At 75.8% G+C, this 15,842-nt stretch carries 14 protein-coding genes; 11 read left to right on the top strand and 3 right to left on the bottom strand.

The features are described from left to right. The first annotated feature begins 97 nt into the window (after positions 1–97). The 5 genes from ABT238_RS21720 to ABT238_RS21700 all read left to right on the top strand — a co-directional run bounded on the left by ABT238_RS21720 (position 98) and on the right by ABT238_RS21700 (position 4,809). Positions 98–1,024 (top strand): LLM class F420-dependent oxidoreductase, encoded by a 927-nt coding sequence (locus ABT238_RS21720; protein WP_350569348.1) that lies wholly within the window; start codon positions 98–100, stop codon positions 1,022–1,024. A 204-nt stretch (positions 1,025–1,228) separates the two neighbouring features. Beyond that, a complete protein-coding gene (locus ABT238_RS21715) occupies positions 1,229–1,951 on the top strand; it encodes an AAA family ATPase (protein WP_350569347.1) in 723 nt (240 codons plus the stop codon). 309 nt (positions 1,952–2,260) lie between these two features. Next, positions 2,261–3,271: a zinc metalloprotease gene (locus tag ABT238_RS21710; protein ID WP_350569346.1), complete on the top strand. Its 1,011-nt coding sequence runs from the start codon at positions 2,261–2,263 to the stop codon at positions 3,269–3,271. A gap of 181 nt (positions 3,272–3,452) precedes the next feature. Continuing rightward, on the top strand, positions 3,453–3,923 hold the full coding sequence (locus ABT238_RS21705; protein ID WP_350568185.1) for a universal stress protein: 471 nt from the start codon (positions 3,453–3,455) through the stop codon (positions 3,921–3,923). Positions 3,924–3,969: 46 nt separating this feature from the next. Further along, positions 3,970–4,809 (top strand): DNA-formamidopyrimidine glycosylase family protein, encoded by an 840-nt coding sequence (locus ABT238_RS21700; protein ID WP_350776197.1) that lies wholly within the window; start codon positions 3,970–3,972, stop codon positions 4,807–4,809. 51 nt (positions 4,810–4,860) lie between these two features. Here ABT238_RS21700 and ABT238_RS21695 read toward each other — a convergent pair whose 3' ends face one another. From ABT238_RS21695 to ABT238_RS21685, 3 genes are all read right to left on the bottom strand, one after another. Further along, the gene (locus tag ABT238_RS21695; protein WP_350568180.1) at positions 4,861–5,496 is read right to left on the bottom strand and encodes a nucleoside/nucleotide kinase family protein; all 636 of its coding nucleotides are present in this window, start codon (positions 5,494–5,496) and stop codon (positions 4,861–4,863) included. Between the two features lie 70 nt (positions 5,497–5,566). Beyond that, a complete protein-coding gene (locus ABT238_RS21690; RefSeq protein ID WP_350568177.1) occupies positions 5,567–6,871 on the bottom strand; it encodes an outer membrane protein assembly factor BamB family protein in 1,305 nt (434 codons plus the stop codon). Between the two features lie 127 nt (positions 6,872–6,998). Beyond that, entirely contained in the window at positions 6,999–7,337 is a 339-nt protein-coding gene (locus ABT238_RS21685; protein WP_350568175.1) for a DUF4326 domain-containing protein, read from the bottom strand. A gap of 207 nt (positions 7,338–7,544) precedes the next feature. Here ABT238_RS21685 and ABT238_RS21680 point away from each other — a divergent pair, with 207 nt between their 5' ends. From ABT238_RS21680 to ABT238_RS21655, 6 genes are all read left to right on the top strand, one after another. Further along, the gene (locus tag ABT238_RS21680; RefSeq protein WP_350776157.1) at positions 7,545–9,974 is read left to right on the top strand and encodes a SpoIIE family protein phosphatase; all 2,430 of its coding nucleotides are present in this window, start codon (positions 7,545–7,547) and stop codon (positions 9,972–9,974) included. A 91-nt stretch (positions 9,975–10,065) separates the two neighbouring features. Further along, positions 10,066–11,817, top strand: a complete 1,752-nt coding sequence (locus ABT238_RS21675; RefSeq protein WP_350568169.1) for a sensor histidine kinase — start codon at positions 10,066–10,068, stop codon at positions 11,815–11,817. Positions 11,818–11,902: 85 nt separating this feature from the next. Then, positions 11,903–12,571 carry a response regulator gene (locus tag ABT238_RS21670; RefSeq protein WP_350776117.1) on the top strand — a complete coding sequence of 223 codons (669 nt, stop codon included), beginning with the start codon at positions 11,903–11,905 and terminating at the stop codon, positions 12,569–12,571. A 640-nt stretch (positions 12,572–13,211) separates the two neighbouring features. Beyond that, positions 13,212–14,024 (top strand): LysM peptidoglycan-binding domain-containing protein, encoded by an 813-nt coding sequence (locus tag ABT238_RS21665; protein ID WP_350776099.1) that lies wholly within the window; start codon positions 13,212–13,214, stop codon positions 14,022–14,024. A 281-nt stretch (positions 14,025–14,305) separates the two neighbouring features. After that, positions 14,306–15,061: an SDR family NAD(P)-dependent oxidoreductase gene (locus ABT238_RS21660; RefSeq protein WP_350568163.1), complete on the top strand. Its 756-nt coding sequence runs from the start codon at positions 14,306–14,308 to the stop codon at positions 15,059–15,061. Positions 15,062–15,230: 169 nt separating this feature from the next. After that, on the top strand, positions 15,231–15,836 hold the full coding sequence (locus ABT238_RS21655; RefSeq protein ID WP_350568160.1) for a TIGR03086 family metal-binding protein: 606 nt from the start codon (positions 15,231–15,233) through the stop codon (positions 15,834–15,836). Positions 15,837–15,842 lie beyond the last annotated feature (6 nt).

Genomic DNA, 15,842 nt, shown 5'->3' with positions numbered 1-15,842 from the left:
CCACGCCGCCGGTCCGCGGGCGGCCGCGGCCACGCCGCCGGCGCCGGTTCGGCGAATCCGTTCTGGGCACGCCGCGGTCCGTACCAGAATGGCCGCCATGGATCTCCGCATCTTCACCGAACCGCAGCAGGGCGCGAGCTACGACACCCTCCTCAAGGTGGCCCGGACCGCCGAGGAGCTGGGGGCCTTCAGCGCCTTCTTCCGCTCCGACCACTACCTCAAGATGGGCGCGGCCAGTGGCCGGCCCGGCCCGACCGACGCCTGGATCACCCTGGCCGGCCTCGCCCGCGAGACCAGCACCATCCGTCTCGGCACCCTGATGACCGCCGCCACCTTCCGGCTGCCCGGCGTGCTCGCCATCCAGGTCGCCCAGGTCGACGCGATGAGCGGCGGGCGGGTGGAGTTCGGCCTCGGCGCGGGCTGGTACGAGGCGGAGCACACCGCCTACGGCATCCCCTTCCCGAAGGAGCGGTTCGGGCGGCTGGAGGAGCAGCTGGAGATCGTCACCGGTCTCTGGAGCACGCGGCTGGGCGAGACCTTCGACTTCGAGGGGACGTACTACCGGCTGAGCGAGTCGCCGGCGCTGCCCAAGCCGGTCCAGGCGAAGATCCCGGTCCTGGTCGGTGGCGTCGGCCCGACCCGCACCCCGGCCCTGGCCGCCCGCTTCGCCGATGAGTTCAACCTGCCGTTCGTCTCCGTGGAGGACACCGCCGCCCAGTTCGGCCGGGTCCGCGCGGCCGTCGAGAAGGCCGGCCGCAAGGCCGACGACCTGGTCTACTCCAATGCCCTGGTGGTCTGCGTGGGCCGCGACGACGCCGAGGTGGCCCGCCGGGCCGCCGCGATCGGCCGCGGGGTCGACGACCTGAAGGCCAACGGCCTGGCCGGGACCCCGGACGAGGTGGTGGAGAAGATCGGCCGGTACGCCGCCGTCGGCTCCGAGCGGATCTACCTGCAGGTCCTGGACCTCGAGGACCTCGACCACCTGGAGCTGATCGCCTCCCGGATCGCCCCGCAGCTCGGCTGAGCGGCCCGCTCCCGCGCCTGCTCCCCGGCCCGCTCCCCGGCCCTCCGTAACGGTCCCGGAGCACTTCTGTGACGTACCTGGGGCGGTAAAGGGCTCGGCCCGGACCCGGTCTGACCATTAGTCTTTACTCTCTCTTGAAGGGGGAAGGCTCTTCGGGAAGCGGGTCCGGGAGAGCCCGGGCCGGCGGGGACGCAGGGGGTTTCGATGGCGGACGCGCAGGTCTCCAGGACGGTGCTCGACCGAGCGGCTGCCGACCGGGAGGGGCCCGACCGGACGGTCCCGGCGCCGCGGGCCGGCTGCCCGGACGTCGCGGCGGAGCCGGCCGGCGGCCCGCTGCGCCCGTGCGGCCTGCAGGACCTGCGGCGGACCCGGCCGGGCCGGCCCGGCCCGGCCGCGCTGCACTACCCGGAGGGCGACCTGCTGGTGGTCTCCGGGCTGCCGGGCAGCGGGAAGAGCACGCTGATGCGCCGCTGCGTGCGCGCCCCGCTGGTCGACTCGCAGCCGGTCCGCGAGGAGTACGCGGCCCGGCTGCCCTCCTGGCTGCCGTACGCGGTGTACCGCCCGCTGGTGCGGATCGCGCACTACCGGCGGCTGCGGCGCGCGGTGCTGGCCGGCGGTCCGCTCGCCGTGCACGACTGCGGGGCGGTGCCCTACGTGCGGCAGTGGCTGGTCCGGGTGGCCGAGCGGCAGGGGCGCCGGGTGCACCTGGTGCTGCTGGACGCCAGTGCCGAGGAGGCCCGCGACGGCCAGCGCGCCCGCGGGCAGGCCGTCTCCGCGTACGCCTTCGCCCGGCACCGGGAGGCCGCCCGGCGGCTGCACCGGCGGCTGGCCGGGACGGGGCGCCCGCCCGCCGGATGTGCGTCGGCCGTGGTACTCGACCGGGCCGGTGCGCGCGCCCTGCGGGAGATCGTCTTCCCGGCGTCGTAGTCTCGGCGAGGCGGTTCGGGCGCCCGGTTCATCCCGTTCGTCCTGTCCCGCCGGCCGCCGCACCGCTGCGCGGGGCAGACGGGGTGTCACGTTTCGGACAGGCCGGGGCCGGTACTGTGCGCATGCGCGCGACGGGAAATGCTCCATGTGCGGCGAGGTCGGACCGCTCAAACTTCCGGATTATGTCCGATTTGCCGTCAGGACTTCCAGGCCGGAACAAGTCTGACGCGTACACGCGACCCTGCGTAGCCTGTGGCTCTCGGCGGCCCCCTCACCCGCCGTCCCCCACCACCCCCCTCAGGAGCGCAGATGCGTCGTTCCGCCCGTGTCCCCTCGCGTGCCACCAGCAAGTTCCTCGGCGCGGCAGCCGTCGCCGCCGCCCTCGGTCTGACCCAGTTCGCGGCGCCCACCGCGCTCACCGCCGCCGGCGCGGCCACCGTCGAGGCCCCGTCCGCCGCCTGTGCCGGCGACACCTCCCAGGACGCCGCGGCCCGCAAGCCCGCCGGCAGCCCCGCCGCCCAGGAGCCCAACGCCGTCACCGAATCCCAGGCCAAGGCGATGGACGCGGACCTCCAGGCCCGGCTCACCCAGCTGGCGAACTCGCCGCAGGGCGGCACCCTGCTCGCCCCCGGCACGCTGGCCGCCACCACGACCATCCCGGTGTACGTGCACGTCGTCCACTCGGGCACCACCGGCAAGCTGTCGGCCACCACCGTCGCCCGGCAGATCGACGTCCTCAATGCCGCGTACAGCGGCCTGGGCACCGGCAACACCGCGAGCCAGTTCCGCTTCCAGCTGGTCGCCACCGACTACACCGACAACTCGACCTGGTACAACGGGGTCGCGCCGGGCTCCAGCGCCGAGAAGGCGATGAAGACCGCGCTGCGCAAGGGCGGTGCCAACGCCCTCAACCTCTACAGCGCCAAGCTCGGCCAGTCGCTGCTCGGCTGGGCGACCTTCCCCAGCTCCTACAAGTCCAACCCGACCAACGACGGCGTGGTCATCCTGGACTCCTCGTTCCCCGGCGGCTCGGCCGCCAACTACAACGAGGGCGACACCGCCACCCACGAGGTCGGCCACTGGCTCGGGCTCTACCACACCTTCCAGGGCGGCTGCAGCGGCCAGGGCGACTACGTCGCCGACACCCCGGCCGAGGCGAGCGCCGCCTACCAGTGCCCGGCCGGCCGGGACACCTGCACGTCCACCGGTGTGGACCCGATCCACAACTTCATGGACTACACCTACGACTCCTGCATGACCCAGTTCACCCCCGGCCAGGTCGCCCGGATGTCCAACTCCTGGGCCGCCTACCGGGCCTGACGGCCCCGGCGCGGGATCTGAAGCCCTGGCGGGTGCGCGGCGACGACGCCGCGCACCCGCCAGTACCAGTTTCGCAGGTGTACGAACCGATCGGCGCGGCAGTTGGTGGACAAATATCCCTGTTGATCTATGTTTGGAGGGCAAGGCAGGCAAGAGAGCACGTCGAGCAAGGAGCAAGGTCATGGCCAACAGCGCGAAGCCCAGGATCGTCGTCGGTGTCGACGGCTCGCCCGCCTCGGAGAAGGCGCTGCGCTGGGCGGTCGACTACGCCCGGCTGACCGGCGGCACCGTCCACGCCGTCGCCGCCTGGGAGTACCCGGCGTTCTACGGCTGGGCCGGGGCGAGCGTGCCCGCCCCCGAGTTCAACCCCGAGGAGCTGGCCGGCAAGACCCTGTCCGACACCGTCGCCAAGACCGTCGGGACCCGGCCCGACGTGGGGATCACCGAGTCGGTGGTCCCGGGCAACGCCGCCCAGGCCCTGCTGGAGGCCTCGCGCGGCGCCGCGCTGGCCGTGGTCGGCAGTCGCGGCCTCGGCGGGTTCACCGGCGCCCTGCTCGGATCGGTCAGCCGCCACCTCACCGAGCACGCCCCCTGCCCGGTGGTCGTGGTCCGCCACGGCGCCACCGGCGAGGAGGCCGACGGCGAGGCGTGACCGCGACCGGCTGCGGCGGGCCGCCGCGCGGAGGGAGGATGGAGGCATGCCAGAAGGTGACTCCGTCTACCGCGCGGCGGCCCGGCTGCACGAGGTCCTCGCCGGGCAGGTGCTGACCACCGGCGAGCTGCGGGTGCCCGCCCACGCCACCGCCGACCTCGCCGGACGCCGGGTGCTGGAGGTCGTCCCGCGCGGCAAGCACCTGCTCACCCGCCTCGAAGGCGGCCTCACCCTGCACACCCACCTGCGGATGGACGGCCGCTGGGTGCTCTTCCGCCCCGGCGAGCGGTGGACCGGCGCGCCGGCGCACCAGATCCGCGCCGTGCTCGGCACCGAACGCGGCACCGCCGTGGGCTACCGGCTTCCCGTCGTCGAACTGCTGCGCACCGGCGACGAGCACCGCGCCGTCGGGCACCTCGGGCCGGACCTGCTCGGGCCCGACTGGGACCCGGCCGAGGCGGTCCGCCGGCTGCTCTCCCACCCCGGCCGACCGGTCGCCGAGGCGCTGCTCGACCAGCGCAACCTGGCCGGCGTCGGCAACGTGTACGCCAACGAGCTCTGCTACCTGGCCGGTGTCACCCCGTGGACCCCGGTCGGCGAGCTGGCGAGCGCCGACCGCCTGGTGGCCCGCGCCCACCAGGTCCTGGAGGCCAACCGGCTGCGCTCCGGCCACGTCACCACCGGCGACACCCGGCGCGGCCACCAGCAGTGGGTCTACGGCCGGGCCGGGCGGCCCTGCGCGCGCTGCGGCACCACGGTGCTGACGGCGCAGCACGGCACGGCGCCGCAGGACAGGCCCGCGTACTGGTGCCCGTCCTGCCAGCGCGGTCCGGCCCCGGAGGTCCGGTCCGGGCGGCCCGGAGCGCCCGGGCGGCGGGCGCGCTGACGGCGGTTCGGGCAGCCGGGGCGGGCGTGCGCGGGCCGGTCGGACAGCGGCTCAGGCGGGCTCGACCAGGGCCGGGTGGCGCGGGTCGTCGAGGCGGACGGTGAGGTCGGCCGCCTCGGCGGGGACGGTCTCGGCCTCGTAGCGGGCGAACGCGGGCAGCGTCCACCGGTCCTCCGGCGCGGTCCGCCGGGCCAGCGCCGCCGGTGAGAGCGCCAGGTGGACCGTCAGCTCCAGCGGCAGCCACCGGCCCAGCAGCAGCGCGCCGTCCAGCAGCAGCACCCCGCCGGGCGCCAGCTCGGTGTAGGGCGCGCGGGTGGCGCGGTCCGCCACCGGGTCCCGCAGCGAGGGCAGCACCCGGCCGGTGCCGCCCGGCTCCAGCGGGTCCAGCACCTCGCGCAGCAGCGCGCCGTCGTCGAGCCACAGGTCGTGGAAGGCGTCCGCGTCGTGCCGGCCGTACTCCAGCCGGACCGAGGCCGGGCGCAGGAACCCGGCCGCCGGGACCCGCAGCGCCGGCAGGCCGCGCAGCCGCAGCGGCTCGACCAGCGCGTCCGCGAACGCGCCCGGCCCGGCGGCCGGGGCGCCGTCCACGGCCACCCGCAGCCACCGTCCGCCCGCCCCGGGCAGCGCGGTGATCCGGTCGGCGAGCAGCTCGACGAGACGGTCGGGCGAGATCGGGCGAATCGGCACGGCATCATCCTGCGGTCGGGGACGGAGAGGGCCTGGGCGGCCGGCGCTCGTCGTCGAACGCCCCGGACGTTCAGGGCACGGGCAGCCCGCCCAGACAGTAGAGCGTGCTGTCGTGGCCCACGAACAGCCGGGTGCCGTCGCTGGACACCGACCAGACGTCCACCCCGGGACCGGAGTCGGCGAAGGTGGTGAACACCCGGCCGGACTCCGTCTCGACGAACTGCACGCCCGCGTCGGCCGGGCCCGGCACCACCAGGGTGGTACTGGTCAGCAGCGGGCGGCAGCGCCGGTCGAGCCGGAACGGCAGCTGGAGCTGCCAGAGCTGCTCGCCGCCGTCCGCCGCGTGGGCGGTGACCAGGCCGCTGTCGCGCAGCACGTAGACCCGGAAGCCGTCGCTCACCGGGGGCAGGGCGCGCCACTCCTCGCCGGAGCGGGGGCGCACCGACCAGCGCGGCGAGCCGTCCTCCAGCCGCAGCGCCTGGACGCCTCCCGACCCGGCCGGCAGGTAGACGTGCCGCCCGTCGGCGCCGGACCAGGCGGTGCCGGTGTTCGCCACGGACCACAGCCGGCGGCCGTTGGCGCCGTCCAGCAGCGCGAGGCCGGCGGTCGGGTCGGCGTCCCAGGCGAGCAGCCGGCCGGCGCCGAGGCCCAGCACGGCGACCAGGAGCTCGCCGCGCTCGGCGGCCGGGCGCGACCAGACCACGCCCTTGCCGCCGGCGTCCATCGCGAACAGGTGGCCGCGCAGGTCGGACCTGTTCCCGACGCGGCCGTACACCTGGGCGCCGTCGCAGCCGAGCAGGGTGATCGAGTCGCCCAGCTCCGCGGGCAGCGGCAGGCTCCAGCTCGCGGTCGGGCCCACCAGCGTCCGGGCGTCGACGTGGCCGGTCGAGGTGCTGAACAGCCGGCCGTCGCCGACGATCAGCGGGCTGTCGTCCGTCCGGCCCTGCGCCCGGCCGGCCTCGACGACCTCGGTCAGGACGCCGCGCTCGGGGTCGAGCAGGCGGATGCCGCTGCGGCTGACGTAGGCGGGTGCGAACAGCCGGCCGTCCAGCCGGTCCGGTGTCATCGGCTCGGGGCCCTGGTAGACCCACGCCGGCTCCGGGCCGACCACCCGGGTCGGTACGGGCCGCGGTTTCGGCTCCGGCGTGGGCTCGGGGCCGCCCGCCGAGCGGGACACCCCCCAGACGGCGGCGCCCGCGGCGAGCACCCCGGCGCCGGTCAGCAGCCGGCGGCGGGTCGTCCACGGCCCACGGCCGTCGCTGTCCGCGCCCCCGCTCACCACGTCACCGGGGGCGCCGGCGGCGCGGCCCCCGTCCTCCCCGTCCCACTGCCAGGACGCCTCGCCCGCCGATCGATCGGACGGTGTGGACCCCATGCTTCGCTACTCGTTTCCCCCGGGGCAGCCGTTGTGCGCTGCGCTGTCCAGGGAGAATACCCAAACCGCCCCCGGCCGCCCCCGCCCCGCCGGACGCCCCCGGCGGGACCCGCCGGGGGCGTCCGGGTCAGGACGGGACGCCGTGGTCGGCGAGGTCGGCGAGGACCTCGGCGTGGCAGGGGAGCGGGGCGCACCAGCAGCCGAGGCGGCGGCCGCGCAGGCCGGGGACGAGCGCCAGCAGGTCGGGGTGGCCGAGGAGGTGGGCGCGGTACCTGACCTTCATCTCCTCGCGCGAGAGGTCCGGGCCGGGGCGGTACGGGCAGTGCAGCGGGGACTCGGCCAGGTGCCAGCCGCCCCGGTGCATCGCCCGGCCGACGTAGACCACGTCGGCGAACGCGGGGTCGTCGCGGTGGCCCTTCAGATTGACCACGGTGGTCGGACCGGGGCCGGAGGTGCGGGGCGTCATGGGGTCGATGGTGGCGCAGCCGGGGCCGCCGGGCACCCCGGGACGGGTGGGGCCCGCCTTGACAGCCCCCGGGCCCCGGCGTAGCAAGAGAGGATGCGCGAGGCTGTGCCGGCGGACCCGCCCGGTCCGCGACCGAGCGGCGGCGGTGTCCGGGCGGTGCGGCCCGATCCGGGGCCGCGGAGCCTGCGTGAGCGCATCGGGCTGTCCGTGGAGGAGCAGGCGGCCCGCGACCGTGACGCCCTGCTGACCTCCGCCGTGCGCACGCTGCTCGGCGGGACCGACGCGCACGGCGCGACCGTCCACCTGCGCTCCCGCGACCGCCGCTCGCTGGTGCTGTGTGCCGTCGCGGGAGTGCCGCTGTCGGTCCTGGGCCCGTTCCGGCGGATCGCCGCCGCCGGGCCGCTGCCGGTCGCGGTCGGCTACCGCACCGGCCGCACGGTGCTGCTCGCCGACACCGAGGACACCATGCGCCGCTTCCCGCAGTTCGCCCTCGGGCTGCCGTACGACTTCGCCTCCGCCTGGATACCGGTCCGGGCGGGCGGGGAGACCTACGGGGTGCTGGGCGTGCTGTGGCCGGCCACCGGCGACGGCGTGCCCGAGAGCGCGCGCCGCCACCTGCGCGCCGTGGCCGACCGGCTGGCCGCCGGGCTGGCCGGGCTGGAGGAGGCCGGCCACCCGGTGGAACCGGACGGCGAGACCACGGTCGCGGAACTCGGCCCGCCGTCCGCGCCGACCACCCGGGTCGGCCTGTTCGACTGGAACGTGCCGGCCGGCACGGTGAGCGCCGACGACCAGTTCTGCGAGATCTTCGGCCTCGCCCCCGGCGACTTCGACGGCCGCGCGGACACCCTGGCCGCCCGGGTGGCCCCCGGCGACCTGCCCGAGTTCCGGTCCGCCGTGCGCGGCGCCCTCGACGGCGACCGGGGGGTCGCCGCCCGGCTGCGGGTGCTGGACCGCGACGGCCACCCCTATCCGGTCGAACTGTGGGCGCGGGCGCCGCACGACCGCCCGGGGCAGTGGGGCCGACTGGTCGGCGCCGTCCTCGACACCCGGACCGGCACCGCCGCGACCGCCGCCGTGGAACGCCTGAGCGACGGCGTCTTCTCGCTCGACCCGGACGGCCGGGTCACCTACGCCAACCACAGCGTCGAACTGCTGCTCCGGGCCCGCCGCGAGGACCTGGTCGGCCACCCTCCGTGGCAGGTGCTGCCCTGGCTCTCCGACCCGGTTTACGAGAACCGCTACCGGGCCGCGATGCTCTCCCAGCAGCCGACCGCGTTCCTCGCCCTGCGCCCGCCGGACCACTGGCTGGCCTTCTCGCTCTACCCCGACGCGCACGGCGTCACCGGCCGGGTGGTCGCCGCCGAACCGCCGCCGGACGCCGCCGCGCCGCCCGCCGAACCCGCGCCGCCCGGCACCTGGACCGGCCTCGGCGCCATGTACCACCTGCTCCAGCTGGCCAGCGCGCTGAGCGAGGCGGTGACCGCCCGCGAGGTGTTCCGGGCGGTGGCCGACGAGATCCTGCCGGCCCTCGGCGGACAGGAGCTCGCCGTCTACGCGGTGCGCGAGAAGCGGCTGAACCTGGTCGCGCAGAGCGGCTACCCCGACGGCTTCCTCGACCGCTTCGAGGGGATCCCGTTCGGCGCCCGGGTGCCCGGGGCGGAGACGCTCAGCTCCGGGACCCCGATCTTCTTCGAGTCCGTCGACCAGCTGGCCGCGGCCTACCCCGGCCTCGCCCTGGACGACATGGGGGCCTGGGCCTTCCTGCCGCTGATCGCCTCCGGCCACCCGGTCGGCAGCTGCATCCTCGGCTTCGACCGGCCCCGCGTCTTCACCCTGGAGGAGCGTGGCCTGCTCACCGCGCTGGCCGGCTTCATCGCCCAGGCGCTGGAGCGCGCGCGGCTGTACGACGCCGAGTTCACCCTGGCCCGCGGCCTCCAGCAGGCACTGCTCCCGCACCGGCTGCCGCACGTGGCGGGGGTCCGGATCGCGGCCCGCTACCTGCCCGGCACCCAGGGCATGGAGATCGGCGGCGACTGGTACGACGCCATCGTCACCGGCCGGGACCTCTGCCTGGTCATCGGCGACGTCGAGGGCCACAGCGTCGGCGCGGCCGCCACCATGGGCCAGCTGCGCAGCGCGGTGCGCGCCTTCACCACCGGCGGCCATCCGCCGGACGAGGTGCTGGCCCGCACCAACCAGCTGCTGCTCGAACTCGACCCCGGTCTGCTCGCCAGCTGCTGCCTGGTGCGGCTCACCCCCGGGGAGGGCACCGCGCTGGTCGCCCGGGCCGGCCACCTGCCGCCGGTGCTGCGCCACCCGGACGGTCGGGCCGAGGCGCTGGACGTGCCGGGCGGGCCGCTGCTCGGCGTGGACGGGACGGCCGGCTACCCGGTCAGCCCGCTGACCCTGGAGCCCGGCTCGGTGCTCGCGCTGTACACGGACGGGCTGGTCGAGGACCCGGCGGTGGCGATCGACGAGGGCGTGGAGCGGCTGTGCGCGGCGCTGGCGGGCCCGGACGCGGGGCAGCTGGTCGCGAGGGCGGGGCCGGACGGGCTGGCCGACCGGGTGCTGCACGAGCTGGGCTCGACGCACCGGGTGGACGACATCGCGCTGATGATCACCGCGTACCGGTGACGCGCGCGGGCCGGGGGCAGCGACTTTCGTCGGCCCCGGCAGCGACGAACGGTGGCGGTGGCGGGTGCGGCCGTTTCGTTAGCCTCGACGGGTGGACGCGATAGCAAGAGCCTGGTCGAAGGCGGTACGCACGGCGCTGCCCGGGCCCTGGCGGCTCTGGACGGTGGTCCTGGAGGTGGTCGGCGCGGTGGTGCTCGGCGGGCTCGCGGCGCTGATCGAGCTCGCCAGCCGCTCCGGCCTGGCGCTGGTGATGGGGCCCGCGGTCGCCGTCCTCTTCCTGCTGCGCCGCGGCCTGCCCGCGACCGCGCTGGTGCTCACCGCGGCGGCCAGCGGGTTCGGCGGCGGACCGCTGCCGCTGACGATCTGCGTCGGCTGGTCGGCCGGTGCCCGGGTGCGCCGGGTCGCCGTGCTGGTCGGCTCCTTCGCCGTCGGCTGGGTGCTGATGACGGGCCTGGGCGTGCTGAAGGACGCCGGGGAGCTTCCGGCCAAGCTCGTCATCGGGTTCTCGCTGGGCGGCTACCTGCTGTTCGCGGTGCTGCCCGCCCTCTGGGGCCGCTACCGGGCGCAGCGCCGGGCGCTGCTGGACGCGCTGCGCGAGCGCAACGAACAGCTGCTGCGCGAGCGCGCGATGGTCGCGCACCAGGCGCGGCTGCGCGAGCGGCACCGGATCGCCCAGGACATGCACGACAGCCTGGGCCACCAGCTGGCGCTGATCTCGGTGCACACGGGGGCGCTGGAGGTCGACCGGACGCTCACCGACCGGCAGCGGGAGGCGGTCGGGGTGCTGCGGCTGGCGGCGGTCGCGGCGATGCGCGAGCTGCGCGAGGTCGTCGGGGTGCTGCACGACGAGTCGACGGCGGCGCCGTCCGCGCCGGGGGTGGGCGCACCCGGCCGCGGAGCGTCGGGCGTCGGCTCGCCGGCCGCCGGCGGCGCCGGGACCGGCGGGGTGGACGGCATCGACGGGCTGGTCGCCTCCTCGCGGGCGGCGGGCACCGTGGTCACCCTGGTCCGCGACGGCGAGCGGCGTGCGCTGACCGCTTCCGCCGGCCACGCGGCGTACCGGGTCGCTCAGGAAGCGCTCACGAACGCGCACAAGCACGCCCCCGGCGCGCCGATCACGGTCGCGCTCCGGTACGAGCCGGACGCGCTGGTGGTCGAGGTGGTCAACCCGGCGGCGCCCGAGCCTGTGGGGGTGCGCCCCGGCGGCGCGGTGCCGGCGGTCAGCGGCGGCCAGGGGCTGACCGGTCTGCGCGAGCGGGCCCGGCTGGTCGGCGGCATGGTGCACGCCGGGCCGACGGCCGGGGCGGGGTTCCGGCTGGCTGCGGTGCTGCCCTACGAGGGCGCGGAGAGCCCGGCCGGCGCAGGGAGCGCGGGCATGGGCACCAGCGTGGACGGCGCGCAGGAGGCGTGGGACACGGAGGGGGCGCCGGTCTGGGCACTCGACGGCGTGCCGCCGGTCGGGGCCGCGCCCGTGAAGCGGCGCAGCCCGGCGATCGGCTGCGCGGTCGGGGGCGCGGTGGTGCTGCTGGCCGTCCTCGGGCTGGCGGTCTGGGGCCTGGTCGGATTCATCCGGTCCGCCGAGAACTCCACGATCAAGCGGTCGGTGTACGAGGAGTTGCAGGTCGGCGCCCCGGAGGAGGAGGTGAGGCGGCACCTCCCGCCGGGCAGCGAGTTCTTCACCCAGAACCTGCGGGGCACCGGACCCACGCCGCCGGTGGGGTCGGTCTGCCACTACTTCCTCTCCGACGAGTCGGGGGAGAGCTGGGACGAGGAGAACGCCGTGCGGTTCTGCTTCAAGGACGGGGTGCTGGTCGACAAGCAGTACTACCGGGTGAAGCAGTGACCCGCGCGGGTGTTTGGATGGTCCCCGGCGCGGCCGGGCGGTCCGGCGGCGCACCGTCAGGACCAGTACAAGGGGATGACCAGCCGTGATCCGAGTCCTCGTCGCCGACGACGAGCCGCTCATCCGGGCCGGGATCAGGATGATCCTGTCCTCCGCCGAGGACATCGACGTGGTGGCGGAGGCCGCCGACGGCCGGCAGGCGCTGGAGCTGGCGCGCGCGCACCGGGCGGACGTCGTACTGCTGGACATCCAGATGCCGGTGATGGACGGGCTGACGGCGCTCGCCGAGCTGCCGCGGGCCGCGCCCGGCGCGCGGGCGCTGATCCTCACCACCTTCGGGGAGCGCGAGAACGTACTGCGCGCCGTGAGCGAGGGGGGTGCGGGCTTCCTGCTGAAGGACACCGCGCCGGGCGAGCTGATCCAGGCCGTGCGGGCGGCCGCGACCGGGCACGCCTTCCTGTCGCCCGCCGCGACCCGGCACATCGTGGACTCGCTGGCGGGCGGGCACGCCGGTCCGGCGGTGGCGCGCGGGGCGCAGGCGCGGCGGCGCCTGGAGGTGCTGACGGAGCGTGAGCTGGAGGTGCTGGCGCTGCTCGGGGAGGGCCTGTCCAACGCGGACGCCGGCGCCCGGATCCACATGAGCGAGGCGACGGTGAAGACGTACGTGAGCCGGATCCTGGCCAAGCTGGGGTGCGACAACCGGGTGCAGGCGGCGCTGCTGGCGCGCGACGCGGGGTTGGACGGCGCCGGCTGAGGCGCGCGGACGGGGCGTCCGCGCCCCTGCGCGGGCCCGCTCGCGCCCCCGTTCGGTGCGTGCGCGGACGGGTCGTGTGCCATGCGCTGAGCGATTTTTTGCTCACTCTCGGTAGTTGGAGTGGTGAGCACCACATCGACGGCGGGTGGAATCGGGAACTCCGATTCGCGCGGTGACGGCGCGTCAGATCTCCGTAGCGATTTGTCGACGGCGCGGCCGGCTCGGCGCTCGGCAGGGTGTGAGCGACGGCACGGAAATCGATCGTTTGGGCCGGGAAATGCGGTCAAAGCCGGTCGTTTCCCGGTCGACTACATGATCGATACCGCCGGTAACGGTCAACTGACCTGCGGCGTCCAAGAATTGCTTGATGCGGCGCGGGGGCCGCCCGTAGCTTCATTGGCGGTGCAACGAGCACCACCCGGGTTCACCCCCGACGCATCGCCCGCCGACTGACCACCGGCGCGAGGGCGGTGCCCGTTGACGCGACCGGCTCGAACGGGCCGTCGGCGAGCGGAGGGTGGCTTGGGCGGCACGGCACGTCGGACACGTGCCCGGCCGCCCGTCGAGTGAGGGAGCGACAGCCGGCCCCGGCAGGGGCCTGGTTCCGCACGCCTGCCCGGGGCTTGTCGAGAGGAATTCCATGAATCCCCGTCACGAGACCGCCGCTTCCACCACCGTCGACAGCACCACCACCGGCACCAACGGCACTGCCAAGCGCAACCGGGTCCGGCTCGCTGTCGTGGCGGGCGCCGCCATCGCGGCGCTGCCGGTGGCCGGCCTCGTCACGGCCACCTCGGCCTCCGCCGCCCCCACCTCCTCCTGGGACGCCGTCGCCCGGTGCGAGAGCGGCGGCAACTGGAGCATCAGCACCGGCAACGGCTTCTCCGGCGGACTCCAGTTCGCCCCCTCCACCTGGAGGGCGTACGGCGGCACCGCGTACGCCCCGCAGGCCCACCAGGCGAGCCGCGAGCAGCAGATCGCGGTCGCCGAGAAGGTCCTCGCCAAGCAGGGTCCGGGCGCCTGGCCGGTCTGCTCGGGCAAGGCCGGACTCAGCAGGGGCGGCGCGTCCGCCGCCGACGACGCGCCCGCCGCGGCGCCCAAGGCCCAGCAGCCGGCCAAGCAGCAGCCGGCGAAGCAGGCCGCCCCGGCCAAGCCGGCCCCGGCCCAGGGACAGAAGGCGACGCCCCGCAAGGCGGCCCCGGCCCAGGCCCAGGCTCCGTCCCAGGGGGCTGCGAAGCCCGCCGCGCCCGCCGCGAAGCCTGCCGCGCCCGCCGCGCCCTCCGCCTCCGACCGGGGCGCCGAGGGTGGCAGCTACACCGTCAAGAGCGGTGACACGCTGAGCGGCATCGCGGCCAAGTTCGGCCTCGACACGGCCGGACTGCACGCCAGGAACATCAAGGCGATCGGCACCAACCCGAACCTGATCTTCCCGGGCCAGACCCTGTCGTTCTGACACCGCCCGGTGCACCCGTTCCGCTGAGCCCGTCCCGCTGAGCCCGTCCCGCCGGGCCGTTCCGCTGTCCCGCCGGGCCGTTCCACCGCACCGCACTCCCCGGCACCCCCCGCCCGGGGCCGTCTGGCCACCCTTGCCCCCGAGGGTGGCCGTCCGGCGTTCGCGGAGGGAGGGCTCGGTAGTTGAACGTTGAACGCGACGTCCGAATACCGCCGGACCCGCAGGTCGCGCGGACCGAGGATCGAGCCATGTCCGCGAACGACCCAAGGAGTTCTGACGATATGACGACGACCACGCTCGCGAAGCTCGACGGCAAGGCGGCCCTGGTGACCGGCGGCAGCCGGGGCATCGGGGAGGCCGTGGCCCTGCGGCTCGCCGAGGAGGGCGCCGACGTGGCGGTGACCTACCTGGGCAGCGCCGAACGCGCCGAGGCGGTGGCGGCCAAGATCACCGCGATGGGCCGGCGCGGCTGGGCGGTCCGGGCCGACAGCGCCGACCCGCAGGAGGTGCGCGCCGTCGTCGAGGCGGTCGCCGAGCGGTTCGGGCGGCTCGACATCCTGGTCAACAACGCCGGGGCGGGCTTCATCGGCCCGATCGAGGAGACCGGCCTGGCCGACGTCGACCGGGTGCTGGAGACCAACGTCCGGGCGCCGTACCTGTACGCCCAGGCCGCCGTCGCCCACCTGACCGACGGCGGCCGGATCGTGACCATCGGCAGCTGCATGGCCCGGCGGGCCGCCTTCCCCGGCGGCAGCCTCTACGCGACCAGCAAGGCGGCGACGATCGGGCTCAGCAAGGCGCTGGCCCGTGAGCTGGGCCCGCGCGGGATCACCGTCAACGTGATCCACCCCGGCCCGATCGACACCGACATGAACCCGGCGGACGGCCCGTCGGCCGGGTTCCAGTCCGGCTTCACCGCGCTCGGCGGGTACGGGCGGCCGGCCGACGTCGCCGCGACCGTCGCGCACCTGGCGGGCGCGGAGGGCCGCTACATCACCGGCGCCGAGATCGCCGTGGACGGCGGCTTCGCCGCCTGACCCCGCTGCTCCGCGGGCCGGCCCGGGGTGTTGCTCCGGGCCGGTTGTCGGTGCCCCCGTCTACGATCGGCCGGACCGACCACGTTCGCCGGCACGCGTCCGCGGCGCGCGCCGGCGCGCGGGTCCCGAATGAGGGGCCGGTGCGGCCCCGACGACGGAGAGGTGCGTCATGACCGGAGCGCAAGACCCGATCGAGCTGCTCGCCCGTGCGCTCGCGCAGACCGCCGGCCTGATCGACGGCGTCGGCGCCGAGCTGGCCGGCCACCCGACGGCCTGCCGTTCCTGGGACGTCGGGCAGCTGATCAGCCATCTGCTGCACGACCTGGAGCAGTTCACCGTCCGGGCGCAGGGCGGCACGCCCGACTGGTCGCAGTCCTTCGAGCGGGTCGAGGACGACTGGCTGCACCGCTTCGAGGCCGGGGCCGAGCGCCTGGTGGCCGCCTGGCGGCAGGCCGGGGACCTCGGCGGCGTGATCGAGGTCCCCGGCGCCGGCGCACTGCCGGCCCGCTTCCCGGTGGACCAGCAGATCGCCGAGTTCGCCGTGCACGGCTGGGACCTCGCCCGGGCCACCGGCCAGTCCACGGCCGGCCTCGACCACGAGGTGGCCGAGGCCTCGCTCACCTGGGCGCACGGCGCGCTGCGGCCGGAGTACCGGGGGAGCGAGGAGGAGCGGCACGCCTTCGGCCCGGAGGTCGAGGCCGCCGAGGACGCGCCGGTGTACGACCGGCTCGCCGCCTTCTTCGGCCGCGACCCCGGGGCCGCCGGGCCGGCGTAGGGCCCG

The organism is Kitasatospora sp. NPDC001527 (genome assembly GCF_040298605.1).
Classification (GTDB): Bacteria; Actinomycetota; Actinomycetes; order Streptomycetales; family Streptomycetaceae; genus Kitasatospora.
Note: the sequence above shows the minus strand (reverse complement) of the source record. Positions and strands in the feature narration are given on the sequence as shown.

Coding starts and splice junctions, on each gene's coding strand:
- ABT238_RS21720 (WP_350569348.1), top strand. CDS start 98: ATGGATCTCCGCATCTTCACCGAACCGCAGCAGGGCGCGAGCTACGAC.
- ABT238_RS21715 (WP_350569347.1), top strand. CDS start 1,229: ATGGCGGACGCGCAGGTCTCCAGGACGGTGCTCGACCGAGCGGCTGCC.
- ABT238_RS21710 (WP_350569346.1), top strand. CDS start 2,261: ATGCGTCGTTCCGCCCGTGTCCCCTCGCGTGCCACCAGCAAGTTCCTC.
- ABT238_RS21705 (WP_350568185.1), top strand. CDS start 3,453: ATGGCCAACAGCGCGAAGCCCAGGATCGTCGTCGGTGTCGACGGCTCG.
- ABT238_RS21700 (WP_350776197.1), top strand. CDS start 3,970: ATGCCAGAAGGTGACTCCGTCTACCGCGCGGCGGCCCGGCTGCACGAG.
- ABT238_RS21690 (WP_350568177.1), bottom strand. CDS start 6,871: ATGGGGTCCACACCGTCCGATCGATCGGCGGGCGAGGCGTCCTGGCAG.
- ABT238_RS21685 (WP_350568175.1), bottom strand. CDS start 7,337: ATGACGCCCCGCACCTCCGGCCCCGGTCCGACCACCGTGGTCAATCTG.
- ABT238_RS21665 (WP_350776099.1), top strand. CDS start 13,212: ATGAATCCCCGTCACGAGACCGCCGCTTCCACCACCGTCGACAGCACC.
- ABT238_RS21660 (WP_350568163.1), top strand. CDS start 14,306: ATGACGACGACCACGCTCGCGAAGCTCGACGGCAAGGCGGCCCTGGTG.
- ABT238_RS21655 (WP_350568160.1), top strand. CDS start 15,231: ATGACCGGAGCGCAAGACCCGATCGAGCTGCTCGCCCGTGCGCTCGCG.